Origin of the sequence: Shewanella mesophila (assembly GCF_019457515.1) — a bacterium.
In the GTDB taxonomy this organism is placed as follows: Bacteria; Pseudomonadota; Gammaproteobacteria; order Enterobacterales; family Shewanellaceae; genus Shewanella; species Shewanella mesophila.
On sequence record NZ_CP080421.1, the window covers coordinates 4144465 to 4171397 of the forward strand.

Sequence of the window (26933 nt, forward strand, 5' to 3'; positions counted from 1 at the left end):
ACTATTTAAAGTAAGACTTTAACAAAAATAGCAGATAATCCTTGCTCATTTTTAATGGTTCTCTATAATCTCCCGCCCTAAACTTTAAGCACCCTCCGAGCTAGATGCTGTGGATGGTATCGATTCACCTATAGCGGGTTCCCTCACCCCGCGTTAACCACTAAAAAGGCCACAAGATGTTAATGTTATCTCAAGCGCAGACACAGCGTGCTTTATGGCTATTGGTCAGCTTTCATATATTGATCATTTCGGCGAGTAATTACCTAGTACAACTCCCTTTCCAGATATTTGGCTTCCATACCACATGGGGCGCTTTTAGCTTTCCATTTGTTTATTTGGCAACCGATCTTACTGTCAGAATTTTTGGCCAACAAAACGCCAGACAGATCATCCTTAAAGCCATGCTCCCCGCTTTAGTGATCTCCTATTTGATAGGCGTTCTTTTCCACCAAGGCAGCTTTCAGGGGGGCCAGTCTCTGGCTGAATTTAACAGTTTTGTATTTCGTATCGCCTTCGCTAGCTTTGCCGCCTATTTCGTTGGTCAACTAATGGATATTACGGTATTTGCCAAATTAAGAGCGGCTCGGGCGTGGTGGGTAGCACCAGCGGCATCGACAGTGATAGGCAACCTCATCGATACTCTGGTATTTTTCAGCGTGGCCTTTTACGCTTCGACAGACGAATTTATGGCAATGAACTGGCCAGAAATTGCGACGGTTGACTACAGCTTTAAACTTATCGTCAGTTTAGGCCTGTTCCTTCCCGCCTACGGCGTACTATTGAAGGTGCTACAAGAGCGTATCCTTCACGTCGACCCAGTAAAAACGAACGACCCACTGGCCTGACCAGTTGTTTTGTAATATCATCGCGGCACTTTTAATCAGCCAGAGTGCCGCCTTGATGGCGTCGTTGTTTGGAGAGCGACTATGTACACCACCACTATCGAACGTCATACCCAACTTAGCGATGAACTGCTTCAATCTATTATCAAGCTCACCCACCAAGTACCTGAATTTGATAGCCGTTATAGTGCTCAAGACTATTTGCAACGGCTTAACAATAAACCTTTGATAGTTCAAACCATTCGCATCGAAGGTGAGTTAGCCGGATTTAAGATTGGTTACAGTGAACAATCAGGTTTGTTCTACAGCTGGCTTGGGGCTATTTTGCCTGAGTTTAGGCAACTTGGATTAGCCAAGGCCCTATTAAACGATCAGGAGAGCTGGGCCAGAGAAAATGGGTTTAAAACAATGGAAGTAAGGACCTACAATCGCTTTGCTGCAATGTTGCAGATGCTTATTCAACAAGGATATAAGATTTCAGGGTTACAAAAGCATGAATTAGAGATCAATGATAACAAATTGATTTTAAACAAAACTATAAATTAATCATTAAAAGCGCCCATCTTTACACTTAAAACCCTTGCCAACACAAATGATAATGATTACTATTTACGTGCGTTCCAAAACTCAGTTTGTTAAGCACTTCATCTCTGCTTCACTCCTTGAGTTCGCAAGCACAACATTGCTCACACACTCTTTGTGGCCGGAATCTCTTTATTCCGGCTTTTTTTTGCCTGTTAAACCGACATTGATTTAGAGCACTTATCCATTGCGAACCTTCTTATCTATCGAGCTAGAAAAGTGCAAGCCTTCATAGGGAGGATTAAATTGATCATCTTTGGCTTTGTGATACAGGCCAATTGTAAACAAAGTGCCTTTGCCTAGGGTTGAACTCACCTCGATAGTTCCGCCTATACGCTTAATAATCCCGTAGCTTAGCGATAGCCCTAAGCCTGTACCATCTTTACGCGTAGTGAAAAAAGGATCAAAAATACGACCGAGTTGCTCTTCAGGTATCCCTTTACCCTCATCCTCAATCTCAATCTTAACCCCAATAGGTTCACCTCTATGTACCCAATCATAAGTTCGGATCCAGATCCGTCCCTGACCATCCATCGCATGCGCGGCGTTAACGACTAGGTTAATCAGCACCTGTAACAATTGAGGACGATTGACCTCAATAGGATAGCTCGCATTGAGATCTTGATTGAGTATCACTTCTTGCTTTTGAATGGAATGGCGCACCAAGATCAACATCTCTTCTATGATAGGCGTTAACTGATGCATCTCCAGCGGCGCATTAAACTCTCCAGGGCGACTATACTGCAGCAAACTGCGGATAATGGTACTAATACGGCCGACCTGCTGAATAACAATGTCGATCTCCTCTTCCACATCTTCAGCTTTGTCACCTAGCTCAAACTTGAGTAATTCCATGTTGCCTAAAATCACCGCCGTCGGGTTATTAATCTCATGGGCAATACCCGCGGTCAGCTCACCAAGAGCGGTGAGTTTTTCGTTGGTAACCAACTGCTGACGGGTCTCGTTTAGCAGTGCGACGTTACGTTGTAGCTCTTCTGTTTTCTCCTGCAAGCTGCGGGTTCGTTCTTCAACTTTAACTTCTAACTGCTCGGCAGCCGCCTGAATTTGAGAGTTACGCCGCTGCAGTAGATCCAACATGCGATCAAACTGCTCAGCCAAATTAGACAGCTCATTGTCCTCCTCGAGCCCAAGTGAACCAATGCGTAAGTTGCGACCCGACTGCACCGCTTTGACCACATGATGGATCCGCTCTATCGGTTGCAATAAGCTGTAAGCGCCGCGATACACTAAGAGTCCCGAGACCAACAACACCAGCATTAAAATAGTGCCGAGCTCGATAATATTAAGCAGATAGTTGTGGATAAAGGGTGATTCCGAAAACCCGGTATAGATCATACCAATGCGCTCACCTCGAATATCTTTAAGCGGCGCATAAGCAGAGATAAACCAATCGTTGTATACAAAGGCTCTATCGACCCACATCAGCCCTTGCATCAATACTTTCTGGCGTACCTCTTCTGAGACCAAACTGCCAAGAGCACGCCCCTGTTTCTCGCTAACTTGAGGAAAAAAATGCAAGGGGACATTAGTACTAATACGAGTGTTATCGAGAAAAATGGTGACCGTACCAATGGATCGCTCTGGCAAGGTCCCTTTGTCGTACACCAGATCTCGGATATGGTCGACAATTCGAATATCACGATTGAGCAATATTCCACCATCGAGATACCAACTCAAATTGCCATTATCACTGTGAAGAGGCAGCAGACTGCGACTCAACATACCGCGCTTCTCGACCTCTTTAATTGGCTTTTGCGAACGAGGAGTATCGACTAACTTAATTACCGCCTCTTGTTCTAGCCTAGGCTCAAGCCTAGCTAATCGTTGCGGCTCCAATACCATCAAACCAGATACCGCTTCATTTTCATGGATTTTAGGTAGCATCATCCTGAGATCGGGATCGCTAGCTGCTTCAGAGACACTAACCAGTCTCAAAAAATCCAGATTGAGCTGTTTCTTCTTTGACGCAAGAAGTTCAGTGATTTTAATCCGTGCCGCTTTGGTATCAGTGTCAATATTGCGAAATTCATTTTGAAACTCCCAAGAGGTCTTGACCAATTCTAGCCGGCTCTCTTGCTTATCTTGCACCGCAATAAGGGTATTACTAGCCACGGTTAAGTCAGCCTTTACCTTCATAAATAGCTGCTTACCCGTATAACTGATATTCCAATAGATGGTGATAAAGACTAGGCTCACTAGGGTGAGTAAAATAGGCAATAGAGTCAGAATTAAGATGCGATAGCGCACCTTAGCCCGCATCTGCTGCCAATTAATACCCAAGATACGCGAGAAGAATGACACCTTATTCTTCCTCAGGCTGATTTAGCTCAAACCACTCTTTATATTTACGGTCCAATGTCTTACGAGAAACACCAAGATCGCGTGCGGCAGCCGATTTATTCCCTTGATGAAGATCGACCACAGAGGTCACGTGATGTTTTTCAACCGCCTTCAAAGTCCAATCCAATGGGTAACCCGACTCACAAAAAGATTCGGCTTTAGGTTGTGATTTCCAGTATTCCGCAGGAGGCTTACCAAGCAAGATACAACGCTCAATCATATTGCGCAGCTCACGAATATTGCCTGGCCACTCGTGTTGCTGCAGCTTGAGCATATCCTCATGGCTCCACACCACCTCTTTAACACCTAGCTCTGCGGCCAATTGCCGAGTGAAGTGATGAGTTAGTTCAACCACATCTTCTGGACGATCCCTTAATGGCGGAATCACAATATCGAGCACGTTAAGACGGTAAAAAAGATCTCGTCTAAAATTACCAGCCTCAACTTCATCGGCCAGTTTGCGATTTGTCGCCGCCAGCACCCGCACATCAATATTAATCTCTTTCTCACTGCCCACTGGACGTATAGTACGCTGCTCTAACACGCGCAGCAGAGCCGTTTGCATCTTAAGTGGCATCTCACCGATCTCATCTAAGAAGATAGTGCCACCCGACGCGAAGCTAAATAAGCCCTCACGATTGCCCTTGGCGCCAGTAAATGAACCAGCTGCATGACCAAATAACTCACTTTCGAGGAGCTCTGGTGCGATAGCGCCACAATTGACCGGTACAAATGGCCCTTGACGGCCACTGAGCAGATGTAATTGTCGCGCTACCAACTCCTTCCCCGTACCGGACTCACCTTCAATTAAGATCACCGCGTTGGTTGGCGCCACACGTTCAATAACATGTTTAACTTCCATCATTCCATCACTGCTGCCGATGATGGTAGATGAGTGACCTATAGAGACTTCGCGTCGTAGCATTAAGTTTTCACGTTTAAGCAGACGGCGTTCGATACAACGATCAACCGCCTTCATCATCTGCTCGAGGTGAAATGGCTTCATAATGAAATCTGATGCGCCAGCTCTCAATGCTTTTATCGCGACATCCATATCGGCATAACCCGTCATAAAGATAATGTCTGAGCGACGTTCTTGATCATTAAGCGCTTCATCCCATTCGATACCTGAACGGCCAGGAAGACGAATATCGACAATAAGAAGGTCGAAATGACAGCGACTACGCAACTGCTCAGCATCTTCGACACTCCCAGCGGTCTCAACCAAGGCAAACTTCTTCGATAAAGCCTTCTTTAAAAAGCTTCTCATGCCGGGTTCATCATCAACAATCAACACAGAAACCGCGGAGGGTAGTGGCTTTATCTCTTTACTCGATAGGCTCATATTGTCTTCTTTTGGACATTTTGACTCACATGGAATTGATTCTAGCATCAAAGTCCAGCTAATTGGTCACCCTGAACCAGATGAATGAGACTCTGAGACATTATGTCTGCCTTGATCTTACCAAGCTTGAGACCTATCTCACACTTTAGTGAGAGGCTGAGACATTATTCGGCCCAATTTAATATTGGCACCTTTTTTGCTGTTTTAAGGAGGTTGTTTTATATGTAATCAAATGCGAAAGCGGCGAGTCGCATTTTCTAATTATGCCAAGGAGCAAAAATGTTAAACCTAAAATCTATCTTTAGTGTTGCTGTTATCGCAAGTGCTTTAGCTATCACCCCTGCGCAAGCTCAAGAAATTATTAAGCTTGCGACAACAACCAGTACAGAAAACTCTGGTTTGCTTAAAAACTTACTTCCTAAATTTGAGGCCGAATCAGGCTATCAAGTACAGGTTATTGCGACAGGTACAGGTAAAGCCCTTAAACTAGCGCGCCAAGGCGATGTTGATGTTGTGATGACTCATGCGCCCGCTGCCGAAGCAAAATTTGTTGAAGAAGGTTACGGTATTACCCCACGCGGCATAATGGAAAATGATTTTGTGATCTTGGGCCCTAAAAATGACCCAGCAAAGATCCGCAGCAGTAAGACAGCTGAAGAAGCTTTTGCTAAAATAGCAAGCTCTGGTGAAGGGTTTGTATCACGAGGCGATAACTCTGGCACCAACATGAAAGAGTTAATCGTATGGAAAGGTGCTAAGGTAGAACCCACTTTCAAAGGGTACCACTCGGTTGGGCAAGGTATGGGTAAAACACTACTCATGGCAAATGAGCTGCAGTCATATACCCTTTCTGATCGCGGTACGTATGTTGCCTATAAAGCAAAACTAGACCTAGCTATCGATTATGATGGTGGTGCAGCGTTAGCGAACCCATACCAAATCATCCTAATCAATCCAGAGATGTATCCCGATCTTAACCACAAGGGTGCAAAAGCATTAAGCGATTGGCTTATCAGCGACGAAGCCCAAACTATGATTAATAGCTACACCGTAGAAGGTGAGCAACTATTTAAGGCAACATATAGTAAATGAGTGAAGGCTGGTTAGCCCTATTACAGCAGGCATTAAGCCTGCTGTTTTCTTTAGACCCCGATGTGTGGTCCATTGTTAATGTTTCTTTTTCTGTCTCGTTTGCAGCGCTGGCGATCACCTTAGTACCGTCACTTGTCTTAGGCTTTATTCTTGCTTTTGTTCACTTTCCTGGCCGCTGGTTTGTCACCAATTTAGTTCAGACAACACAATCTATACCCACAGTTGTAATAGGGCTATTAGTCTATTTATTGCTAACCCGCATGGGGCCTCTTGGTGATCTCAGATGGCTATTCACCCAAAAAGGGATGATACTAGGTCAGATGATGATCTGCGCCCCTGTATTAGTGGCCATGAGCCAAGCCGCTTTTACCAGTGTAGATAAACGAGCTTGGGAAACCTCTCGAACATTAGGTGCCTCTTGGTTGCGTTCGGTGTGGGTTATCTGCAGAGAATTAAAAGTACCACTATTGATGGCTATCGTTGCTGCATTTAGTCGTATCCTTACGGAGGTCGGTTGCTCAATGATGGTGGGCGGTAACATTGCCGATGTCACTCGTAACATCCCTACCGCTATCGCACTTGAAACCAGTAAAGGTGATTTTGCCCAGGCGATAGCACTGGGTCTCGTTTTACTTATCCTCTCATTGATACTTAACTTTACGCTAGGTACCTTGAGAGGCAAAGCTGAGCCAAGGAGCCACTAAGCTATGGTCAAAGTCACAGCTCGCCATATTGAGATGCGCTTCGGTGATCGCCATCTTTACAGTTTCGACGAACTCAGCCTATCTCAGCAACAAACCATACACTTGCAAGGAGACAATGGCTCGGGCAAAACCACCCTAATGAAGCTGTTTGCGGGTTTGCAAACACCAACTAAGGGTAAAATAAATTCCGATGGTTTCGGCCCATCACCGTGGTGGAGAAGAAATCTGCAGTTAGGCAAAGCTGTCTATCTGCACCAGCACCCTTACCTATTCGATGGCTCCGTGGAGTACAATCTCAACTATGTAAAACCTTTTTGCCAATTAAGCAGCACTGAAATAAAGCAGCGTGCCAAGGTCGCAATTGAGATGGCACAACTTGGCTCACTCATTCCGCAACAAGCATCGAGTTTATCGGGTGGAGAGCGACAACGGCTAGCCATAGCTCGAGCCTGGATTATGCGTCCAAAGCTATTGATGCTCGACGAGCCGACCTCTAACATGGATCAGTTGTCACAGCAGTTAGTGCTTAACATGATAAGCAACCTAAAGGCACAAGGCACGGGGATGCTCATTAGCAGCCACCAAAGCTGCTCTTTAACGAGTCTTTGTGATCAGAGCTGGCATATTTGCGATCAGCAGATTATCACCACAGATAAACAAGATGCGACAATATCGGCTTTTAACCAACATCAACCTAAGCAGGAACTGAGATATGTCACAGCAAATTGATGCGGTGATCCTTGCCGGAGGCATGGCAAGACGCATGGGCGGAAACGATAAAGGCTTGGTCGAGCTCAATGGCAAGCCAATGATAAAACACGCCATAGACAGAATTACACCGCAGGTGAAAGCGATCCTGATCAATGCCAACCGCAACCAAAACCAGTATGCTGAATTTGGTTTTAAAGTATTAAGTGATGAAGACTCTGGGTACTTAGGTCCCTTGGCCGGCATGATCACCGCACTTGGTCACACCACAGCAGATTATCTACTCGTCGTGCCTTGCGATTGCCCGCTGTTACCGCTGGACTTAGTCCCACGCATGCTGGCAAAGATCAAAGAAAATAATGCAGAAATGGCGGTTGCCAGTGATGGCAAACGGGAGCAACCAGTAGTGTTACTGATGAAGCCTGAGCTGCGGACATCGATGAAAGCCTTCTTAGATGCGGGCGAACGTAAAATCGACTTCTGGTATGCCAAGCATCATTGTGTTGTGTGTGAGTTTCCCGACCAACCCAATGCGTTCGTAAACGTCAATACGCCAGAACAAAAACAACAACTTTCTGAGGCAATTGCCAACTAAATTTGAGGTCTACATGAGCATACCGTTTAACAATCCACTGTCGATCCCCGTTCTCGGATTTTGTGCCTATAGCGGCACAGGCAAAACGACATTGCTGAAAAAATTGATCCCTGAACTCAATCGCCGTGGTTTACGCTTAGCGGTCATTAAGCATGCTCACCATGACTTCGATGTCGATATTCCGGGCAAAGATAGTTATGAAATGCGTAAAGCTGGCGCAAGACAGATGCTGGTCGCGTCACATGTTCGCTGGGCGTTAATGACCGAGGACTTGGTCAAAGAAGCCCCCTCATTGCCTCATCTACTTAAGCAGATAGAACAAGACAAGGTTGATCTGGTATTAGTCGAAGGCTTTAAAAAGCTAGAGCTACCGAAAATTGAATTACACCGTGCATCCCATGGCAAACCTTTCATCCATACCCAAGACAGTAACATTCAAGCGATAGCGTGTTGCGATGACACTCAGCTGCCTTCAGATCTAAGGCGTTTAGATATCAATAATGTCGAGCAGATAGCTGACTTTGTCATCGAATATGCTAATCAATGGCAACCATGCGCACCGTCACTTCCCCTAGCCCCTGAGTGTGGCTGTGAGCTAGATACCAGCAAGACGCTGTCTGTAAGGCAAGGAATCGATAAGATCCTCTCCTATGTGAATCCTATTACAGAAGTAGAAACCATCGCCTTAGATGAAAGCAGTAGTCGTGTACTTGCTCATGATGCAATCTCACCTGTCGATGTGCCGCAACACACTAATTCGGCAATGGACGGTTACGCATTTAAATACTCAGAGCCTATGTTAGACAGTTATAAAATTGTTGCCGATGTGATGGCAGGGCATAGTTACCAGCATACGCTAAATGACGGTGAAGCAGTACGGATCATGACAGGCGCGCCCATTCCTGCTGGCGCCGATACCATACAGATGAAAGAGCTTGCAAAGGAAGATGACGATAGCGTTAGCTTCTCAGGCTCTATCGCACTTGGGCAGCATGTTCGCCAAGCAGGTGAAGATATCGCCAAAGATCAAACCGCACTTGCCGCAGGACATAGATTGCAAGCCGCTCATCAAGGCATGCTAGCTTCGCTTGGCTTTGGTCAACTCCCCGTCTACAGAAAGCCGCGTGTAGCCGTGTTTTCTACTGGCGATGAAGTGTGTCAGCCAGGGCAGCCGTTAAAACCCAACTGTATTTACGATTCAAACCGCTTCACGATTAAATCAATGGTTAAGCAACTTGGTTGTGAAGTGATTGATCTTGGCATTATTCATGACTCTGAAGAAGCGCTGATCGACGCCTTAAAAGGTGCTGCAGTTCAAGCCGATGTCGTGATCAGCTCCGGTGGTGTGTCGGTAGGCGATGCAGATTTCATTAAGTTGGCCCTCGCCAAAGTCGGCCAAATCAACTTCTGGCGCATCAATATGCGCCCTGGACGCCCGCTAGCCTTTGGTCAAATTAGCGATAGTCTATTTTTCGGTTTGCCAGGTAACCCAGTTGCCGTGATGGTCTCATTTATGCAATTTGTACAACCGGCTCTGCGCAAGCTTGCTGGTGAACTTGAATGGGCGCCAACTATGCTGCCAGCAGTTGCCGATTGTAACTTACGCAGCCGAGAGGGACGCACCGAGTTTACCCGTGGCGTCTATCATTTGGCCTCCGATGGCAGACTGCATGTCACCAGCACCGGCGCCCAAGGCTCGGGGATGTTGAGCTCTATGGTCAAAGGCAACTGTCTCATCGTCATTGGCGAGCAAGATGAACTGCTTATTCCAGGTGATACCGTCTATATTCAGCCCTTTGCGGATCTTTTATAAGTAATATATTAGCCAGGCCAGCATCACTTATTGATGCTGGCCGTATTAGGTGATCTTGTATGAGTTTGATTGTTGATACCTTTGGCCGCACCGTAGAATATTTACGCCTATCGGTCACCGATAGATGCGATTTTCGCTGCGTTTACTGCATGAGCGAAGATCCCTGTTTTCTCGATAGAGAGCAGGTTTTAAGCTTGGAGGAGCTTGCGTGGATAGGCCAAGCCTTTACCGAACTTGGCGTAAAAAAAATAAGACTAACTGGCGGTGAACCCTTAGTTAGAACCGACTGCGATCAGCTGGTCAAGCTGCTGGGCAATCTCCCCGGCTTGCAAGAGCTGTCGATGACAACTAATGGCTCAAGACTAACTAAATTTGCCGATAAGATGCGTCAATCGGGACTGCGTCGCCTCAACATTAGCCTAGACACCTTAAAACCAGAACTCTTCACGCAACTGACCCGTAATGGCAAACTGGAAAGAGTGATCGAGGGTATCGACGCAGCAAAGGCCGCTGGATTTGAGCGCATTAAAATTAATGCGGTTATCTTACGTGGACAGAACGACGACGAAGTACTGGATCTCATTGAGTTTTGTCGCGAACGTGAACTTGATATCGCCTTCATCGAAGAGATGCCTCTTGGGGTCATTGATGAACGTAAAAAGAGTCGTCATTGCAGCAGCGATGAAGTAAAAGCCATTATCAAGCAAAGATATCCTTTACACCTGTCCGATAAACGCACAGGCGGCCCCGCTCGCTACTACACCATGCCTGGCAGTAACATACATGTGGGCTTTATCTCTCCCCATAGCAATAACTTTTGCCATGAATGTAATCGCGTCCGTGTGACGGTCGAAGGCCGCTTACTATTATGTTTAGGCAATGAGCACTCGGTCGATCTAAAAGCTATCGTACGCGAAGCCCCTGGTGATATCGAACGGTTAAAACATGCGATTCTCGATGCCATCAAACTCAAACCTAAAGAGCATGTGTTTGGCAATGAAGGGGAGGTACAAATTTTACGATTCATGAATGCAACCGGCGGGTAATGCCCTCGCGCTTTTTCGGTGATAAACTCATTATCATTATCGATATCAATTGAGCTAAATCAGCGATGGCATTATCTCGTAAAAAGTGGAATAACATCATCATTTTCGCCTCCGTTGCTATGGTTGCGATCCTCACCTTTTTAGACCGAGAGACTCCCTCGCTACCCGATGATGCAACACCACTATTTGATAAAGCGGCTCCCTTGTATCAGTTGCAATATGATGATTTGTGGCTAAGTCAGGGTGGTTTCTCTTGGCAATGCGAGCCAAGCATCCTCAATTGTGACGCTTGGGCCGAGGCTTGGAGTAAGATATTAGTCTCTCCCATCGAAAAACTGATCACGCCAGAGTCAAGGGCACATGAGTTAGTGATCCAAGTAGAAGATATCGCAACGCCACAATTGTGGTTAATCTATCCCGAACATGGATTACTCAAGTCACCTGTCGGAAACTGGTATCAAATCCCTCCCAGCTTACGCGGTACACTCGAACCCGTGATCGATGCAAACCACCAATAGAGAGCAGCATGCCAGAATTACCAGAAGTTGAAGTGACTCGCCAAGGGATCACGCCTCACCTTATCGACCAGCAGGTGACAGGTTTAACTGTACGCAATCCATCACTGCGCTGGCCAGTTCCCGATATCGCCCAGCAAATTGTCGGTCAAACCATACGAAATGTGCGCCGCCGTGCTAAATACCTACTCATTGATACCGATGCTGGCACCACAATAGTGCATCTAGGCATGTCAGGCAGCTTGCGTATTCTACCTAAAACGGCCGCTATTGAGAAACATGACCATATCGATCTCGAGATGGCTAGTGGCAAAATATTAAGGTTTAACGATCCGAGGCGCTTTGGCGCCTGGCTCTGGTGTGAGCTTCCCGAGGAAGCCCATCCGTTACTGTCGAAACTAGGGCCAGAGCCCCTGTTAGCGGCTTTTAATCTGGACTATTTAAGCCAAGCATTAAAAGGCAAAAAAAAGGCGATTAAACTCTGCCTAATGGACAATCATATCGTGGTGGGCGTGGGTAACATCTACGCTAACGAAGCACTCTTCGCCGCAGGTATTCATCCACAGGCAGAGGCAGGCAAAGTCGATACCGAGCGGTTGACCATTCTGGTGGCGGAGGTTAAGCAGATCTTAGCCAATGCGATAAAACAAGGCGGTACCACCTTAAAAGATTTTACCAATGCGGAGGGAAAACCTGGGTATTTTGCCCAGAAACTGCATGTCTACGGTCGCGGTGGTGAAACCTGTACTCAGTGTGGCAACTTACTAAGTGAAATAAAACTGGGACAGAGAACCACGGTATTTTGCGGTTTGTGTCAGACACGCTAAGAGCGTGTAACAAGGGTTCTAACATGATGAAATACCGTCATGCTAGAACCCGATAAGGTTTATCAAGGATTAAAAGCGATACTCGTAGGTGCCAAATAGGGTGGCGTTGGTATCTTTATCTAAGGTTTCAAACTCAGACTGTGATACGGTGCCGCCAACACTCATCATCCCCTGCCAAATTGGCATACGATAACTGAGCTCTAGCATCAACAGATCCTCTTTTAACGGCTGTGGCGCCCAGCCTCCACCTCGATTAGCACCATCTTTGTTTAGTTGGGCATAGCGTAAGATAGAGGTAATACCGCGGCTATTGCTAAACTGACCAATTAAGCCAAGGGCATACACTTTTGCATCACTATCATAGGTACTGCCATAAGCACGGCCATAATAACGAGAACCACTTTGATAGTCGCTATGTTCATACATGCAGTTAAGGCTATTGGGGTCCAAGCCACAAGCCACCATGGTATCCGTGTATTCAAAAAACAGTTTGTATTGTGAACTATCAAAATTAAAGCGGGTATCTATACCGCCAAAATGGCCACAATCGACGATATCCCAAGGTGCTGCGCTCTTGGCATCTTCGCATGTACGCTCATAATAAACCCCAACGGGGACGTTAAACCAAGTGTCGCTATAGCGAATATCGTAACCCGCGACCTGATTTCCATAGTTAGTGCATCCACCCTCACCAGCATCGCGACAATCACGTTGACCCGTTATCGACTTCAATGCACTTTCAAGACTGCATTCTTGGCCATCACCACAAAACTGTGTCGACCAGGAAAAGCCTATCTCTAGCTGTTTGAAAGGGCGTAGTGTGCCTCGAAAATTCCACAGCAAGGTATCAGGAACCGCGCGTTCCTCTTCTAACATGGCGACCCCAGCTGTTAGGGTCCAAGGACCAATCCAAGAAAGCCAAGGAGTTTCAAATGCAGCCGCATTATTTCGGCTCAACATCACTGACGGTCTAGGTCTAGCGTTATTTGATCTATGCAGGGCGGAGTCAAAACCGGGGCCCCACCACTGCTCTATGGCACCGGCTGTAACCATCCAATTCCCTAACGCCACCGCTAGATAAGAATCATCAAGACGAAATTCTTTTTCATCAAAAGGATCATAATTGGCTGATGCGGCGACTTTGAAAGCGAAACGCTCGCCGACATACTCGTGAGACGCTTTGATTTCACCTTGCTCACGATAATCTGAGCCAAAATGCTGAAAACGAGCGGGGTCGGTTGCCGCTGCAGCCTTAATACTCGAATTTCCCCGATTATTAATCGCATTTTGATAATAGTAATTCACTCGAGCAAAGGCTTCCGCTAAGGCAGGGGTTAGCGTTGAAGGCTCAACTTTGTTAAGGTCGACACCAATACCAGACCACATCAAGGGATAGGTATTCACAGGAACTGTGATCACCCCTTCATCCGCTAATGCTTGGATATCGGCTCTAAGATAAACATCGGAAACATCCACCCAGGGTGCCGAATGGGCCCCCAAAGATAGAAACAGGCTAACAGCAGCAAACATGCCTACCGTTAAACTTTGTATTTTTTTCAGCATAACTAACCACTTAATCCTTTTGTTTAAGCGCTTTGGTCACTTCTGGGTGAACAAATTGACTGACATCACCACCATGTAATGCCACTTCTTTTACAAGTGTCGAGGAGATAAAAGAGTTCTCTTCGGCGGGGGTTAAAAACACACTTTCTAAATCAGCGCTTAGACGGCGATTCATATTCGCAAGCTGAAATTCATACTCGAAATCAGACACGGCTCTTAGTCCACGCACTAACACACTGGCATTTTGCTCCTTAGCAAAATCCACCAGCAATCCGCTAAAGCCAACCACTTCGACATTGTCCAAGTGAGCCGTCACCAGCTTCACCAGCTCAACTCGCTGAGCTAAACTGAATCTGGGTTGTTTAGAAGGATTAGCCGCAATACCAATGACAACATGCTTAAACAATTTTGCCGCCCGTTCAATGAGATCGGCATGACCATTGGTGATTGGATCGAATGTTCCTGGGTATATTGCTCTAGTGTGCAAAACTGAACCTATTGGTGTTTGAAACACAGTTGATTTTAGACAGTTATTTTAATGCAGGATTTTACCTGCTTTGACCCGCGATGGGAATCTTTCACGGTGCCTAACGCCGCGACTCACGATTCAACACTTAGCCACAAATGCAGATGACTCGCGTAACCCCATTTTCGCTTAAGTTAATGATTAGGAGTGTGCTGATCGGAAAATCTTTAAGCAAACCTTATCACTTAAATTCTGCAATGAGTATAATGCGCAGCATTGAGATAATATAAAGAGTCGACCAATGAAAAGAATTGCTATTTTTTGCCATAATCTGTTTGCTAATGGCACGGTTAAAGTTGCTTTAACTCAAGCTGAAGTATTACAAGAAGCTGGACAAGAGGTACATCTTTTCATTTTTAATCGAGGCGGTGATTTTACCCCCCCGCAGAACGTGAAAATTCATTATGTGTTTGAATCTCAAAAATCACTCTCTCTGGCTAATCAACAGCAACGCTTACAGCAAGTCGTGCAAGATGTTGAAAATGAAGTGGGTAATTTCTCTTTGTTTCTCAGCAACTCTACCGATTGCGATCTCGTCGTCAGTGGTTGTAAATTCGATCCTTGTTACTACTTTTGTCATTGCGCCCTAAAACAAGAACTACTGATGGAGTTTAAACGAGGGCCAACTCACTTTTATCGTCGCTGGAAAAAAGCCAAGGCTCTGATAGGCAAACGTATCATTACCGTATCAGATGGTATTGCCGATGAATTGAGAAACACGCGCTGGTTAAAACCTATAAGCGTGCAAAGTATCTATAATCCTTTTCGAATAGATGAGATCGAGCAAAAAGTTAACGAAAATGTCCCAGGAATACCTGATGAACCCTTTATGATCCATATTGGTCGAGTCACACGGCAAAAACGCTTAGATATTCTCTTTCAAACTTTGAAAGCCATGCCTTCTGCGCCAAAACTTGTGTTACTGACAAATCGTCCAGAGAAGGCACGAAAACTGGCTAAAAAATACGGTGTTGAGGATCGAATAATCACACCCGGCTTCCAAAGTAATCCTTATGCATGGATTGCCAAAGCCAAATTAATGTTGCTCAGCTCTGATTTCGAAGGCTTGCCTACGGTGCTGATTGAATCCTTACTTTGTGGCACCCCAGTGGTCAGTACGAATTGTCCTCATGGACCAAGCGAAATTTTAACGGGTGATTTAGCTCAATATCTTGTGCCCTGTCGCGCCCCAGAACAACTGGCGGCCAAGGCACTGGAGTGCCTGGACAACCCACCATCATTAACTCAGCTTGAAATAAGAGCAAAGGTCGAAAGTCACTATATTGCTCAGCAGTATATTAAGTTATGCGAGAATGAAGGCGCGGTAAATTAGACCTGTATTTTTTATAATCAAGCCCTTGGCAAGTAATACCTCTTGCCAAGGTGACTTCATCTAACCTTTACCATTTCCAATAACCAAGTTTCCTGCGCATTTTAAAGTGGCGTAGTAAATTCAGCGGTTTGGGTTTTAGATCGGCAATGCCATTCTCAATCAGCTTGTCTGTGGCAGCAAGCACTCGCTCACTAGAATAGCCATCTCTGTAAGGGTGGATCTCATCGCAATATTGCTCAATTTCGGCCATCAGTTCTGGCGGACGTGTCAGCACCTTCTCTAAGGCAGGTTGAATATCTTCCAGCTGTTCGACGTTTACTAAATGGGTTCTCTGAGTATGATTATTGAACGTGACCACAGGCTTTCCCTGTAGCAAGAACATAATCAATATCGATGAGGTATCACACAACATCACATCTGCAGCTTGCAGCAATGGCAGTACATTGTCGGTCTCGACAAAGGTTAAATTCTCGTTTTCCAGCGATTTATAACGCTCGACAATCTCTTTGCTCATTTTAGGGTGAAACTGCACTAACCAGCGCCAATCTCCTTGCAGAGACATAGCTTTAATCTGCTCAAAAACCACGGGAGCACAAGATAGGCTGCGAGAAAATGTGGAGCAAAACAAAATAGTAGGACGATTATCACCATCACGCTTATAGGGATTATCAACATTGTCAGTGAACATAGGATCTAATGTTGGCCATCCAGTCTCAGCCACCTTAAAGGTGCCAAATTTTTCGGCTAAGCGAATAAATGGTAGAGTCGTCGCCGGGCCTTGGGTGCAATACAGATCAAAGCAATCGCGGATCTCAAAGTGATCTTCACGTCCTTTATGATTCATTTTCCCCGCATTAAAACCATGAAACACACCGACTTTAACGCCAGGAATAAAGCTGGGAACCACATTACCAGGAACAAAGACCGCATCGGGTCGCCAAGCCTTTACATCGTCAATAGAAAGCAACTGGGTCTCACTCGGCTTTAAGAATGCCCCATCGACCTCTTTCCCCTCGAGAAACCAGCTTACTTCGTCACCTCTAGCCAGAATCACCTGTTGCAATGGCCTCAACATGGCGTATGAATAATTTTGCGCTATATAAAATAGATAACGCTTGTTGGCTCTATTCACCACAACTCTCCCCCACACACAAACTCTTCAATAATTATTTAACTAAAGCCAAATACTCTTGGGCAATTCGCGTCGCTGATACTTTCGCCAAAATATCGGCGTTAGCTACAGACGGCGGTGCCATCAAAAGTTGATCGACTTTATCGGCTAATGCTTGCGGATCTCGTCGCGGAACCAGAAACTTAGCTAATTCACCAGTTAATATCTCACTAGGCCCGTGAGGACAATCGGTACTCACAACAGGCGTCCCACAGGCTAAGGACTCTATTAATACCGTAGGTAACCCTTCAAAGTCCGAACTCAGTACGAGCGCTTTGGCATGCTTGATCCAAGGAAATGGATTAGGTTGAAATCCGGGGATCACCACTCGATGCGCCACCCCATATTTTTGCGCAGCTTTTAGCGCCTTCTTAGGGTTATGGCATAAGAGCACTACCGGGAGCTGACTTTTCATCTTCGCGATAGATTGAAAAAGAATATCGTGACGCTTCTGTTTAACAAAACGACCTATATGGATCAGGTAGTCACCATCGGGTATTCCTTGAGTTTCCTGCTGTGCTAACTCGGTAATATCCTCAAACTCGAACGGATTATAAATACATCGAATAGAGGCTGGCGAGATTCGCTTTGTCCGGGTAATTTCATCGGCAATCCCTTGAGACACTGTGACGAGATGATGACCATTTAAGGCTTTCTTTGCCCATAACTTCTTCAAATACGCAAAGGGCCCAAGCTTAGCATGACGAGCTAGCTCCTCTTCCACCGATGCATGCACCACCACAAACAGCGGCGCGACGCCTGTTTTAGCCATAAGGCGATTGGTCTTGTCTAAATTGGATAAAAATAGATCAAACTTGCCAATCTTAGACTCTATCTCTTTGATCTTATTCGATAGCTTGGTGACTGCTGGAGTCAAATGCCAAAAACGATTGAAATCACTATCTTTTTTATCGAAACAAATATGGATCGGCAGATAACTAGGTATATCAAATGCGACATCATCGGACATCACTAGAAAATGAGGCTCATGGCCCGATTCAGTCAACTCTTTCGCGAGAGTCAACATAACCTTCTCTGCGCCACCACCAGCCAAGCTATCAATTGCTATAGCTATTCTCATTGCCGCACTCCAAACTTACTTTCAAATAGTTCACTAATAATATTCATGCCGATATCTAATCCATTAACACAAGAGCATTGAGTTAATGCAGCTTCGAGTAAAGACAAGCGCTGCGTATCGAGTAGAGCTAAAACCCCGCGAGTGATTGCCGCAGTATTATTATCACTGCATACGGTCAAACCCTTGTTCTCACATACACTTAGTCGGTGATACTGGTCTTTAGACACAGCAACCGATAGGGTTGGCTTCTTAAGAGCGATTGCTTGCAACAAAGTATCACCGCCACTCAATACCGCTAGTTTTGAGGCATCTAACAAGTCGATAAAATCACTATGGACTAGCTCTCTTATCGCTATAACCCCTTCGTACTCGGACATTTCACTTGGATAATTGGGGCCATAAATCATCACGCAAGGGATTTGGGTCGCCTTAAAAAGGGCTCTTGCTGCATTAGCAAACTCTTCGACAACATACCCACCACTATTTTTGTGACCACCCGAGCCTGCATTAAACAGAAAAAACTCTCCATGCTTCAAATCATGCGCCGCCAGCAACTGTGTCTGCTTAACGCTATTGGGAGAAACAAAGATGGGCCCGGTGATTGTGGGTTCAGGCTTGCCGATAAAACGTAGCTTTAACTTATCTATCCAGTTAATCGAACCAATAACAAATTCAGGTTGCACAACCCAATGACTATCGGTGACTCGTGCCCTTAGTATTTTCATCCCGCGGCTGCGCTTACGCTTATGCTGACTCAGAAAGATCACTTTCGCTCCCAACTCATTCGCGTGAACCAGCTGAGAACGTCTACCCGAAGCATCGAAAATGACAAAATCGGGTTGAAAATATGAAACAAAATCATTAACCGCTTTTATATTTTTAGTTGGCGTATCATCGAGTAATGCAACAGGATAGGGACAGGTGCTAGCGTAAGGAGCGTGACGACTCAGCACAAATTGAACCAAGGCATTAGGCCAACGCTCCTTAACCGCATCGGCAACTATCAATGATCGCATATACTCACCAATCCCCTCTTCAGAGGAAACTGGGACAAACAGAAATTTTGGCGTCACCGACATCAAATATATCCCTATTGCTTAACGCATTAAACAACCAGATGAAATTAGGTCAATTGCTTGCATCTTCGTCCTTGAGCAAGCAGCATATATGGCCAAGTTTACCATTAGCGGCTTAATCGTTGCGAGAGCAGATTAAATCGCTCAATCACAGATTCCACCGCTATCATCTCCATCAAATGTGCTCCCTTAGCGCGAGTCCCCCAAGTTATATCACCAGTAACCTGCGAAGCTATGGCTTCATCGTAAACGCTAACGACTAAATCTAAACAAGTATAAGGCCCTGTACGACCTGGATTAGAATGAGCATAAAGGCCGATAACAGGTGTTGCTTGTGTCACAGCCATATGTGCAGGACCAGTATCAGGAGCAAGCACGATAGAAGCCTGTTTTAACACCGCAAGTAACTGAGTCAAGGTGGTATTACCGACTTGATTCTCGACATCATGTTTAGCAATACTTTGGATCGCTTTCGCCAACTGCCTTTCCAAATCAGAAGGGCCGCCGCACAATATCACTCGATACCCTTGCTCAGTTGCATGATCGGCCACTGCTGCGTAGCGCTCGGGCAACCAATTTCGTTCTGCCTTGCTCGCCGCTGCGCAGATCACCAAGGTGTTACCCCCATCAGGGATCATATCTCTAGCAAACTCTGTATCTTGCTGGGGAACGGGAATGTTCCAGCGAGGTGCTAGTTCTTCGACGCCTATCGCTTTCGCAAAGCCCATAAAACCTTCTAGCACATGGGGTTTACTCAATGGCTCAACGCTACGATTGGTGACTAACCACTGACCCTCTTTTGCGCGAGCGCGATCGAACCCGATACGCTGTTTAGCAGAAATAGCCAAAGACGCTATCGTCGCCCGCAAGGCGACTTGCATATGCAATAGCAGATCAAATTTACGTCCGGCCAATGCCTTTTTCAGATTGAAGTAACTTCGCCAGCCTTGAGACTTATCAAAAATCACAAATTCAACACCAGGGAGATGCTTTAACAGCTGATATTCAATTTTGCCAATAACCCAAGTGATTTTAAGTTGTGGATATTGCCTTTGTATCGCCTGCACCATGGCCACCGCATGGCAAACATCACCAATTGCGGATAAACGCAACAAACATAAAGAATTAGCTGACTGCAAATTTAAACTCATAAGATTTAGGGGTCACAGGGTTAAATAGTGATTAAGGATCCGCAACGAGTTTAATGTAGAATGTATCTAGGTTCCATGTTTAGGCTCTCTTCGGGTCGAATTTGCATGATAAATAACTAGGATAAATGATGAAAATCCTAAATACTCAACTGCCCGATGTAAAATTGCTCGAACCTCAGGTGTTCGGTGATGAGCGAGGCTATTTCTTCGAAACCTTCCGTGATGCCTGGTTCAAACAACATATTGCCGATGTCGACTTCGTGCAAGAAAATCAAAGCAAATCATGCAAAGGAACCCTGCGCGGCCTGCATTATCAATTACAGCAGCCTCAAGGAAAGTTAGTTCGTGTTGTCTCTGGCGAAATATTCGATGTGTGTGTCGATTTACGATGTGACAGTGCAACATTTGGCCAATGGACAGGGCAATACCTTTCTGCAAAAAATCATCGTCAAATGTGGATACCTGCAGGGTTTGCGCACGGCTTCTATGTCGTATCCGATATGGCGGAGTGTCTCTACCAATGCACAGACTACTATGCGCCGACCGATGAACACAGCATCAAGTGGAACGATGCAACCTTAGCCATCTCATGGCCGATCATCCCAGAGCAACCACTGATCACCTCAGACAAAGACGCTAATGCTAACCGTTTTAGTGAGGCGGTATTATTCAATTCGCCTTCCAATATCGCATCAGTCGCAAAACAGGGAGACAGAGATGGAATCTAGAGCGATTCTCGTCACTGGCGGTGCTGGATTTATCGGCTCGGCGTTGATCCGTTATCTTATCGAACACACAGATCACAAGGTTGTTAACTACGATAAGCTTACCTATGCAGGCAACCTGTTATCCCTAAGAAGCATAGCTGACAAGCCAAAATATCATTTTATTCAAGGCGATATCAATGACGCACAAAAGGTTCAGTGCACCTTGCAAGAGCATCAAATCTCCTTGGTGATCCATCTCGCCGCCGAAACCCATGTAGACCGCTCTATCACGGGGCCAAAAACCTTTATCGACACTAATATTATGGGTACCTTCGTGCTGCTAGAAGAGTGCCGAAAATATCGAGATAGCCTAGAGAAGCCGATGGCAAAGCTGTTTCGTTTTCACCATGTATCTACCGATGAAGTGTTTGGTGACTTAGGTGAAGAAGGCTTATTTGAAGAGCAAACCCCTTACGCTCCGAGCTCGCCCTACTCAGCCAGTAAAGCCGCAGCAGATCATTTAGTCAGAGCCTGGCACCGAACTTACGGCTTGCCCGTGGTATTATCAAACTGCTCTAACAACTATGGTGCTTACCAATATCCAGAAAAACTGATCCCTCTGACCATATTGAACGCATTACAGGGAAAGCCTATCCCTATCTATGGTAACGGCCAACAGATCCGCGATTGGCTCAATGTCGATGATCATGCCATCGCCCTGTGTAAAGTTGCCTTTGAGGGGCAAACAGGCGAGAGCTACAATATCGGTGGCTGGAATGAAAAAACCAACCTAGAGGTAGTGCGAGCTATTTGCCAGCAATTAAATCAACTGATAAAAATAAAACCCGTTGGAGTAGAAGACTTTAGCTCTCTCATTACATTTGTCGATGATCGCCTTGGACATGATAGCCGCTATGCCATCGACGCGACTAAAATAGCCAAGCATCTCGGTTGGAAACCACAAGAAAGCTTCGAAACGGGCCTCAACAAAACTGTCCTCTGGTATATCAATAATATGGATTGGTGTGCAGAGATCGCTACACTTGCCTCAGATCAAAGCCCTGCTCAGCTTAGGTTAAACTAATGAGCACACAAGCTAACAGCACCAAATTAAAAGCGCTGGTGATTGGTCGTCATGGCCAACTAGCACAAGCACTGCATGCCACTATTCCAGCAGGCATAACAGCTAAATTCTATGGCAGAAGCCAACTTGATATCAGATCACCAGATCAAATTGAAGATCTATTAGAAAAACAGCAGTTTGATTTGGTGATTAACGCCAGCGGCTACACTGCCGTCGATGCCGCCGAATCCCATACCGTGGATGCTTTTGCTCTCAACCACCTAGCCGTTAAACGGCTCGCCATTAGCAGCCAAAAACGGGGCATCAGACTAATCCATATATCAAGTGATTATCTGTTCGATGGCGAGCAAACTAAGCCTTACCGCATCGACGATATACCCAAACCGATTAATGTTTATGGCCGCTCTAAACTCGCTGGTGAACAGGCATTAGTTGAATATCATCCCAGTAATAGCACTGTGGTACGCAGCGCTTGGCTCTACTCTCCCTTTGGCAATAACTTTGTCAAAACCATGCTCAGATTGATGATTCAAGTGCAACAACTAAAAGTAATAGATGACCAATTTGGGACACCAACCTCGGCCACAGAGTTAGCACAATTTATTTGGCAACTTGCAACGCAAGATACACTCTCGCCAATCTATCACTGGAGCGATAGCGGTATTACCTCTTGGTTTGAATTTGCCAGCCAAATTGAATTGCTCGGCAGAGCCCAAGGACTAATAACAAATCCAGTCATTATCCATCCTGTTCATACTCGAGATTACCCCGCTGCGGCTACACGTCCTCGGTTTAGTCCATTAGACTGCCAGCAATCTCAAGCCATCAGAATCGCTAAACCTTGGCAAGAGAACCTTAATGATGTGATTCAAGCAATTAAACGTCAGGCTAAAGAGTTCTGACCCGCCACAAAGATCAGGTACAATGGACCTATTGCTTAGTGCCACTAATGAAACTCGATAATTTATGCAAATAAAACGAACCGATGCAGGCCATATTGCCTTTTGCCAGCCAGAGCTTAAACCGATCACTCCCGATTGGTTTACCTTAGACTACTGGCAGGAGCTGGGCGCTATCACAGGGTCCTCGAAGGGGCGTTATACCACTTGGTTTGTCAATCCTCAGCCCATTTCTGCAGATGCCAATGTCCAGTGGGTGCTGCGCCATTACTATCGTGGTGGCATGATGGAGAAACTTAGTCGCGATGCCTATCTCTACACAGGGCTAAAACGCACGCGCGCCTTTGCAGAGCTAAAACTACTGGAACAACTCTTTAGTGAAGGTTTTGCAGTACCAAAACCCGTCGCGGCTCAGGTGCAACGCAGTGGCATGCATTATCGTGGAGACATCATCATTGAGCGAATCGACGGCGCACAAGATCTTGTGGCTCAACTCTCAAAATCGCCAATGAATGAAGTTCAATGGCGATCGCTGGGTGCACTTATCGCCAAATTCCACCGACGCGGTGTTTATCATGCGGATCTCAATGCGAAAAATATCTTAATTAGTGGCGATAATTTTACCCTCATAGATTTCGATCGAGGCGAGCTACGCAAACCGTCACCAAAGTGGCAACAAGCCAACTTGGATCGCTTGTTGCGTTCATTCAACAAAGAGAAGGGCAAGCAGCCTAAGCTGCATTTCAGCGAGCAAAACTGGCAACTGCTGTTAGCAGGTTATGCTGAGTCCTAAAACGATGACAAGCCTCTAGCGCTCTGGAATAACCAAGCGCTATATTCAGTTTATGCCGCCAGCATAAATGATGGGGGATAGGCAATAAAATATTATTGCTCGATTAACCGCGATGCTATTTTAAATTGCTCAGCTAACGCCCCTTTATTCTCTTCAACTACCTTGAGACCAGCCTGTCGGGCTTTTAGGTATGCCGCCTTATCCTCATGCTTATCCACCAGCTGTAGAATTAAGTCATCGGCGGACTCAACAACACCTAACGCGCCAGCCTGTTTGAGCATCTGAGTAATTTCGGCGAAATCCCAATGGTTAGGCCCCACATAAACCGGTAAGCCAAGTGCTGCGGGCTCGAGTGGATTATGACCTCCATTTGCGATCAGCGTGCCACCTACAAACGCTTGATCCGCCGCGCCATAAAAGCTAAGTAGTTCGCCCATGGTATCGCCAAGTAAGACTTGCGTCTCAATAGTAACTTCATCACCTTTGCTGCGACGAGCTAAATTAAACCCAACAGCCTTAACTCGGTGCGCCGCAGCATCGAATTGCTCGGGATGCCTTGGCACCATGATCAATAGCGCCCCAGGAAAACGCGTCAGCAGATTTTTATGGGAAGCCAAGATAATATCAAACTCACCAGGATGAACACTGCCAGCCACCCAAATAGGGCTATCGACTCGCTGCCATTGGCTGCGTAATGTTATTGCCTTATCGACATGCTGCTGTTCAATTGAGAGGTCGAACTTAAGACTGCCACACACTTTCACTCTGTCGGGCTCAACACCTAACCCGATGAAACGCTGAGCCGCTTGATAAGACTGTGCCGCAATGACATCTAAGGAATGCAACATAGGCGTCGATAATTTAGGCCGCAGTTGATATTGTTTGGCTGATTTTTCAGATAAACGCGCATTGGCTAGCATCAATTTGATGCCGCGGCGCTTAGCTTGATAAATCAGATTAGGCCAAAGCTCCGTTTCCATAATAATGCACTGCTTAGGCTGAACTTGCTTGATAAAACGTGCCACACACCAGGGAATATCGAAAGGCAGATAACAATGCTGCACCTTATCGCCAAAAGCTTTGGTAACCTCAGCAGAGCCAGTCGGACTCGTCGTGGTAACTGTGATGCTAAGCTGCGGGTACTGCTCCATAAGCTTGTTGATCAATGGGATCGCAGCCAGAGTCTCCCCCATGGAAACGGAATGAATCAAGAGGTCGCTTGGCTGCAGACGCTTCAATCCAAAACGCTCACCCCAACGCCCTCGATAACTGGGGCTTTTAATCGCCCGCATAGCCAAATAAAGCAGCAACAAGGGAGAAAGCAGATATAACAGGGTTGAGTATAAGATTCGATTCATAAAAGTGAGCACTTGATTGCATTTTGTTTGCTTAGTTGCCGTAATACTAACATAAGCACAGTAAACCGAGACATTTCGGGCATTTACATCTACTAACAACCCCATTTTCGACAGAACTTCAATTTAGGGTAAGATAAATCCCCCCTAATAACAGCGGTAATTGCATGAAAACCAGCGAAAAAATTGTCCACGCTAGCCTCGAACTATTTAACACTAAGGTGAGCGACGTATTACCACTAACCATATTGCGGCGCATTTAGGTATTAGTCCTGGCAACCTCTATTATCACTTTAAGAATAAAGAGGACATCATTCGCTCTATCTTCAGTCTTTATGAGGAACATCTGCACGCGGGGTTTCAACCTTATTCGCACAAGAGTGTCGACGTAGAACTGCTGGTTGGCTATTTCGATACCATGTTTGATATTCTGTGGCGTTTCCGCTTTATGTATACCAACCTGACCTATATTTTAAGTAGCGATGAGGCATTGCTGCAACGCTATCTGCAAGTTCAGCAATTAGCGCTTGATCGCTCAAGTAACATCTTAGGACAACTCAAACGCGATGGGCTGTTACATATCGACGACGATAAGGTCATGCCGCTGGCCGACACCATGAGAATGGTGGCCTGTTTCTGGATTGGCTACAAACAGACTCACTCCTCATCTATCGCCATCACTAAAACTTGCCTTTATGAAGGGCTGCTTAGGGTGATCATGATTTTTAAAGCGCACGCAACCCCCACATCTATCGCGACCTTTAACCGTTTAGAGCAACACTATCAAACCTTGGCACAGCCTCAAAGTTGCCAAGCATCCTAGTTAAGCGTACAACTAGAATGATGCCACATAGCCACTGGTCTGATTAGCCATCAATTGACTTTTGTTAAGCGCATGTTTACCTTTTCAGACTCCGTTACGGTGCTGAACAATTAAATCTATAATAATTAAAGCCCACTTCCGAAGAATAATTGAACAACACCTTTAACTGACCTATGTAGGATCCCCATGAAAACCCGCGACAAAATAATACATACCAGCCTGGCACTCTTTAACGAGCATGGTGAACGTAGCATTACCACCAACCATATCGCCGCGCATCTAGGGATCAGTCCGGGTAATCTCTACTACCATTTTCGCAATAAAGAAGACATTATTCGCTCAATTTTCACCCTCTATGCACAACATCTGGAATCGGGCTTCCAGCCTTATGAGGGAGAAGAGGTCGATGTTGATCTGCTCATAGGCTATTTCGATGCCCTGTTTTATACCTTGTGGCAATTCCGCTTTATGTACGCCAACCTTGTGATCATACTTGGAAGAGATGAAGAGCTAAACCGCTTATATACCGAAACGCAACAGCGCTTTTTAACTCGCGCAACCAGTATCCTGTCTAAGTTGAAACAAGACGGCGTGTTGGTGATTGATGATAATGAAATAACGCCGCTCGCCGATACCATTCGCATGGTGGCCTGTTTTTGGATTAGTAACCGTTTAACGCACTCAGCGACGACAGAGATTACTAAAACCTCGCTATATGAGGGCTTACTTAGAGTGCTAATGATTTTTAAGGCCTATGCGACCGAAAGCTCAAGACCGACATTTTTACGTCTGGAGCAACATTACCAAACACTCGCCAAGAATGAGCAAGAAGATTAATCTAAGGGGTCCAAGTGGACCCCTTATTTTATCTTGCTCGTCGGTAGTGAAGAAGACTGAGTGTTCAGCCTAAAAGCAGTATGAAAACTCCCTTTTGTAATATT

The 26933-nt window shown here is 45.7% G+C and carries 25 protein-coding genes and 1 pseudogene; 17 read left to right on the top strand and 9 right to left on the bottom strand.

Annotated features, from left to right (window positions below; all coding sequences use genetic code 11):
- Nucleotides 1–176 precede the first annotated feature (176 nt).
- Nucleotides 177–845 carry a 7-cyano-7-deazaguanine/7-aminomethyl-7-deazaguanine transporter gene (locus K0I73_RS18240; protein ID WP_220062430.1) on the top strand — a complete coding sequence of 223 codons (669 nt, stop codon included), beginning with the start codon at nucleotides 177–179 and terminating at the stop codon, nucleotides 843–845.
- An 81-nt stretch (nucleotides 846–926) separates the two neighbouring features.
- Nucleotides 927–1388, top strand: a complete 462-nt coding sequence (locus tag K0I73_RS18245; RefSeq protein ID WP_220062431.1) for a GNAT family N-acetyltransferase — start codon at nucleotides 927–929, stop codon at nucleotides 1386–1388.
- A 216-nt stretch (nucleotides 1389–1604) separates the two neighbouring features.
- On the opposite strand, the gene K0I73_RS18250 is transcribed toward K0I73_RS18245, so the two are convergent.
- Nucleotides 1605–3704 carry a sensor histidine kinase gene (locus tag K0I73_RS18250; RefSeq protein WP_434086729.1) on the bottom strand — a complete coding sequence of 700 codons (2100 nt, stop codon included), beginning with the start codon at nucleotides 3702–3704 and terminating at the stop codon, nucleotides 1605–1607.
- A gap of 43 nt (nucleotides 3705–3747) precedes the next feature.
- Entirely contained in the window at nucleotides 3748–5178 is a 1431-nt protein-coding gene (locus K0I73_RS18255; protein ID WP_220062433.1) for a sigma-54-dependent transcriptional regulator, read from the bottom strand.
- 231 nt (nucleotides 5179–5409) lie between these two features.
- Here K0I73_RS18255 and K0I73_RS18260 point away from each other — a divergent pair, with 231 nt between their 5' ends.
- The 8 genes from K0I73_RS18260 (at nucleotide 5410) to mutM (ending at nucleotide 12430) form a co-directional block, all read left to right on the top strand.
- Nucleotides 5410–6222: an ABC transporter substrate-binding protein gene (locus tag K0I73_RS18260; protein WP_220062434.1), complete on the top strand. Its 813-nt coding sequence runs from the start codon at nucleotides 5410–5412 to the stop codon at nucleotides 6220–6222.
- Nucleotides 6219–6926, top strand: coding sequence for an ABC transporter permease (locus K0I73_RS18265; protein ID WP_220062435.1), 708 nt, complete (start codon nucleotides 6219–6221; stop codon nucleotides 6924–6926). The genes K0I73_RS18260 and K0I73_RS18265 overlap by 4 nt, the downstream gene beginning before the upstream one ends.
- A gap of 3 nt (nucleotides 6927–6929) precedes the next feature.
- Entirely contained in the window at nucleotides 6930–7655 is a 726-nt protein-coding gene (locus K0I73_RS18270) for an ATP-binding cassette domain-containing protein (protein WP_220062436.1), read from the top strand.
- The gene (mobA, locus tag K0I73_RS18275; protein WP_220062437.1) at nucleotides 7639–8229 is read left to right on the top strand and encodes a molybdenum cofactor guanylyltransferase MobA; all 591 of its coding nucleotides are present in this window, start codon (nucleotides 7639–7641) and stop codon (nucleotides 8227–8229) included. The genes K0I73_RS18270 and mobA overlap by 17 nt, the downstream gene beginning before the upstream one ends.
- 13 nt (nucleotides 8230–8242) lie before the next feature.
- Nucleotides 8243–10042 (top strand): bifunctional molybdopterin-guanine dinucleotide biosynthesis adaptor protein MobB/molybdopterin molybdotransferase MoeA, encoded by a 1800-nt coding sequence (locus K0I73_RS18280; protein ID WP_220062438.1) that lies wholly within the window; start codon nucleotides 8243–8245, stop codon nucleotides 10040–10042.
- A 59-nt stretch (nucleotides 10043–10101) separates the two neighbouring features.
- The gene (moaA, locus tag K0I73_RS18285) at nucleotides 10102–11088 is read left to right on the top strand and encodes a GTP 3',8-cyclase MoaA (protein WP_220062439.1); all 987 of its coding nucleotides are present in this window, start codon (nucleotides 10102–10104) and stop codon (nucleotides 11086–11088) included.
- Nucleotides 11089–11153: 65 nt separating this feature from the next.
- Nucleotides 11154–11606, top strand: coding sequence for a hypothetical protein (locus K0I73_RS18290; RefSeq protein WP_220062440.1), 453 nt, complete (start codon nucleotides 11154–11156; stop codon nucleotides 11604–11606).
- Nucleotides 11607–11614: 8 nt separating this feature from the next.
- Nucleotides 11615–12430, top strand: coding sequence for a bifunctional DNA-formamidopyrimidine glycosylase/DNA-(apurinic or apyrimidinic site) lyase (mutM, locus tag K0I73_RS18295; RefSeq protein ID WP_220062441.1), 816 nt, complete (start codon nucleotides 11615–11617; stop codon nucleotides 12428–12430).
- Between the two features lie 69 nt (nucleotides 12431–12499).
- On the opposite strand, the gene K0I73_RS18300 is transcribed toward mutM, so the two are convergent.
- Together K0I73_RS18300 and coaD are read right to left on the bottom strand one after the other, a co-directional pair.
- Entirely contained in the window at nucleotides 12500–13993 is a 1494-nt protein-coding gene (locus K0I73_RS18300; RefSeq protein ID WP_220062442.1) for a capsule assembly Wzi family protein, read from the bottom strand.
- Between the two features lie 10 nt (nucleotides 13994–14003).
- The gene (coaD, locus tag K0I73_RS18305; RefSeq protein ID WP_220062443.1) at nucleotides 14004–14480 is read right to left on the bottom strand and encodes a pantetheine-phosphate adenylyltransferase; all 477 of its coding nucleotides are present in this window, start codon (nucleotides 14478–14480) and stop codon (nucleotides 14004–14006) included.
- A gap of 280 nt (nucleotides 14481–14760) precedes the next feature.
- Between coaD and K0I73_RS18310 the strand changes: the two genes are divergently transcribed.
- Nucleotides 14761–15852, top strand: coding sequence for a glycosyltransferase (locus K0I73_RS18310; RefSeq protein WP_220062444.1), 1092 nt, complete (start codon nucleotides 14761–14763; stop codon nucleotides 15850–15852).
- Nucleotides 15853–15919: 67 nt separating this feature from the next.
- Here K0I73_RS18310 and K0I73_RS18315 read toward each other — a convergent pair whose 3' ends face one another.
- From K0I73_RS18315 to K0I73_RS18330, 4 genes are all read right to left on the bottom strand, one after another.
- Complete coding sequence (locus K0I73_RS18315) at nucleotides 15920–16927, bottom strand: CDP-glycerol glycerophosphotransferase family protein (RefSeq protein WP_220064457.1); 1008 nt, start codon at nucleotides 16925–16927, stop codon at nucleotides 15920–15922.
- A gap of 91 nt (nucleotides 16928–17018) precedes the next feature.
- Nucleotides 17019–18104 (bottom strand): glycosyltransferase, encoded by a 1086-nt coding sequence (locus K0I73_RS18320; RefSeq protein ID WP_220062445.1) that lies wholly within the window; start codon nucleotides 18102–18104, stop codon nucleotides 17019–17021.
- Nucleotides 18101–19183 carry a glycosyltransferase family 9 protein gene (locus tag K0I73_RS18325; protein ID WP_220062446.1) on the bottom strand — a complete coding sequence of 361 codons (1083 nt, stop codon included), beginning with the start codon at nucleotides 19181–19183 and terminating at the stop codon, nucleotides 18101–18103. The genes K0I73_RS18320 and K0I73_RS18325 overlap by 4 nt, the downstream gene beginning before the upstream one ends.
- Before the next feature lie 104 nt (nucleotides 19184–19287).
- Nucleotides 19288–20331, bottom strand: coding sequence for a glycosyltransferase family 9 protein (locus tag K0I73_RS18330; protein ID WP_220062447.1), 1044 nt, complete (start codon nucleotides 20329–20331; stop codon nucleotides 19288–19290).
- 128 nt (nucleotides 20332–20459) lie between these two features.
- Between K0I73_RS18330 and rfbC the strand changes: the two genes are divergently transcribed.
- The 4 genes from rfbC (at nucleotide 20460) to K0I73_RS18350 (ending at nucleotide 23814) form a co-directional block, all read left to right on the top strand.
- The gene (rfbC, locus tag K0I73_RS18335; RefSeq protein ID WP_220064458.1) at nucleotides 20460–21059 is read left to right on the top strand and encodes a dTDP-4-dehydrorhamnose 3,5-epimerase; all 600 of its coding nucleotides are present in this window, start codon (nucleotides 20460–20462) and stop codon (nucleotides 21057–21059) included.
- Nucleotides 21049–22122 (top strand): dTDP-glucose 4,6-dehydratase, encoded by a 1074-nt coding sequence (rfbB, locus tag K0I73_RS18340; RefSeq protein ID WP_220062448.1) that lies wholly within the window; start codon nucleotides 21049–21051, stop codon nucleotides 22120–22122. The genes rfbC and rfbB overlap by 11 nt, the downstream gene beginning before the upstream one ends.
- Nucleotides 22122–23024 (top strand): dTDP-4-dehydrorhamnose reductase, encoded by a 903-nt coding sequence (gene rfbD / locus K0I73_RS18345; protein WP_220062449.1) that lies wholly within the window; start codon nucleotides 22122–22124, stop codon nucleotides 23022–23024. The genes rfbB and rfbD overlap by 1 nt, the downstream gene beginning before the upstream one ends.
- Nucleotides 23025–23088: 64 nt before the next feature.
- Nucleotides 23089–23814 (top strand): 3-deoxy-D-manno-octulosonic acid kinase, encoded by a 726-nt coding sequence (locus K0I73_RS18350; protein WP_220062450.1) that lies wholly within the window; start codon nucleotides 23089–23091, stop codon nucleotides 23812–23814.
- Between the two features lie 92 nt (nucleotides 23815–23906).
- On the opposite strand, the gene waaA is transcribed toward K0I73_RS18350, so the two are convergent.
- On the bottom strand, nucleotides 23907–25172 hold the full coding sequence (gene waaA / locus K0I73_RS18355; RefSeq protein WP_220062451.1) for a lipid IV(A) 3-deoxy-D-manno-octulosonic acid transferase: 1266 nt from the start codon (nucleotides 25170–25172) through the stop codon (nucleotides 23907–23909).
- 164 nt (nucleotides 25173–25336) lie between these two features.
- Here waaA and K0I73_RS18360 point away from each other — a divergent pair.
- Nucleotides 25337–25992: pseudogene (locus K0I73_RS18360) on the top strand (TetR/AcrR family transcriptional regulator).
- Between the two features lie 186 nt (nucleotides 25993–26178).
- Nucleotides 26179–26829: a TetR/AcrR family transcriptional regulator gene (locus K0I73_RS18365; protein ID WP_220062452.1), complete on the top strand. Its 651-nt coding sequence runs from the start codon at nucleotides 26179–26181 to the stop codon at nucleotides 26827–26829.
- Nucleotides 26830–26933: the final 104 nt, after the last annotated feature.

What these genes read in the sequence shown, in the direction of transcription:
- K0I73_RS18250 (WP_434086729.1), bottom strand. Translation starts at nt 3,704, where the DNA reads ATGCGGGCTAAGGTGCGCTATCGCATCTTAATTCTGACTCTATTGCCT.
- K0I73_RS18280 (WP_220062438.1), top strand. Translation starts at nt 8,243, where the DNA reads ATGAGCATACCGTTTAACAATCCACTGTCGATCCCCGTTCTCGGATTT.
- rfbD (WP_220062449.1), top strand. Translation starts at nt 22,122, where the DNA reads ATGAGCACACAAGCTAACAGCACCAAATTAAAAGCGCTGGTGATTGGT.
- rfbB (WP_220062448.1), top strand. Translation starts at nt 21,049, where the DNA reads ATGGAATCTAGAGCGATTCTCGTCACTGGCGGTGCTGGATTTATCGGC.
- K0I73_RS18240 (WP_220062430.1), top strand. Translation starts at nt 177, where the DNA reads ATGTTAATGTTATCTCAAGCGCAGACACAGCGTGCTTTATGGCTATTG.
- K0I73_RS18265 (WP_220062435.1), top strand. Translation starts at nt 6,219, where the DNA reads ATGAGTGAAGGCTGGTTAGCCCTATTACAGCAGGCATTAAGCCTGCTG.
- K0I73_RS18315 (WP_220064457.1), bottom strand. Translation starts at nt 16,927, where the DNA reads ATGTTGAGGCCATTGCAACAGGTGATTCTGGCTAGAGGTGACGAAGTA.
- K0I73_RS18325 (WP_220062446.1), bottom strand. Translation starts at nt 19,183, where the DNA reads ATGTCGGTGACGCCAAAATTTCTGTTTGTCCCAGTTTCCTCTGAAGAG.
- moaA (WP_220062439.1), top strand. Translation starts at nt 10,102, where the DNA reads ATGAGTTTGATTGTTGATACCTTTGGCCGCACCGTAGAATATTTACGC.
- mutM (WP_220062441.1), top strand. Translation starts at nt 11,615, where the DNA reads ATGCCAGAATTACCAGAAGTTGAAGTGACTCGCCAAGGGATCACGCCT.
- mobA (WP_220062437.1), top strand. Translation starts at nt 7,639, where the DNA reads ATGTCACAGCAAATTGATGCGGTGATCCTTGCCGGAGGCATGGCAAGA.
- K0I73_RS18260 (WP_220062434.1), top strand. Translation starts at nt 5,410, where the DNA reads ATGTTAAACCTAAAATCTATCTTTAGTGTTGCTGTTATCGCAAGTGCT.
- K0I73_RS18290 (WP_220062440.1), top strand. Translation starts at nt 11,154, where the DNA reads ATGGCATTATCTCGTAAAAAGTGGAATAACATCATCATTTTCGCCTCC.
- K0I73_RS18245 (WP_220062431.1), top strand. Translation starts at nt 927, where the DNA reads ATGTACACCACCACTATCGAACGTCATACCCAACTTAGCGATGAACTG.
- K0I73_RS18350 (WP_220062450.1), top strand. Translation starts at nt 23,089, where the DNA reads ATGCAAATAAAACGAACCGATGCAGGCCATATTGCCTTTTGCCAGCCA.
- K0I73_RS18255 (WP_220062433.1), bottom strand. Translation starts at nt 5,178, where the DNA reads ATGCTAGAATCAATTCCATGTGAGTCAAAATGTCCAAAAGAAGACAAT.
- waaA (WP_220062451.1), bottom strand. Translation starts at nt 25,172, where the DNA reads ATGAATCGAATCTTATACTCAACCCTGTTATATCTGCTTTCTCCCTTG.
- K0I73_RS18365 (WP_220062452.1), top strand. Translation starts at nt 26,179, where the DNA reads ATGAAAACCCGCGACAAAATAATACATACCAGCCTGGCACTCTTTAAC.
- K0I73_RS18300 (WP_220062442.1), bottom strand. Translation starts at nt 13,993, where the DNA reads ATGCTGAAAAAAATACAAAGTTTAACGGTAGGCATGTTTGCTGCTGTT.
- K0I73_RS18270 (WP_220062436.1), top strand. Translation starts at nt 6,930, where the DNA reads ATGGTCAAAGTCACAGCTCGCCATATTGAGATGCGCTTCGGTGATCGC.
- rfbC (WP_220064458.1), top strand. Translation starts at nt 20,460, where the DNA reads ATGAAAATCCTAAATACTCAACTGCCCGATGTAAAATTGCTCGAACCT.
- K0I73_RS18330 (WP_220062447.1), bottom strand. Translation starts at nt 20,331, where the DNA reads ATGAGTTTAAATTTGCAGTCAGCTAATTCTTTATGTTTGTTGCGTTTA.
- K0I73_RS18310 (WP_220062444.1), top strand. Translation starts at nt 14,761, where the DNA reads ATGAAAAGAATTGCTATTTTTTGCCATAATCTGTTTGCTAATGGCACG.
- K0I73_RS18320 (WP_220062445.1), bottom strand. Translation starts at nt 18,104, where the DNA reads ATGAGAATAGCTATAGCAATTGATAGCTTGGCTGGTGGTGGCGCAGAG.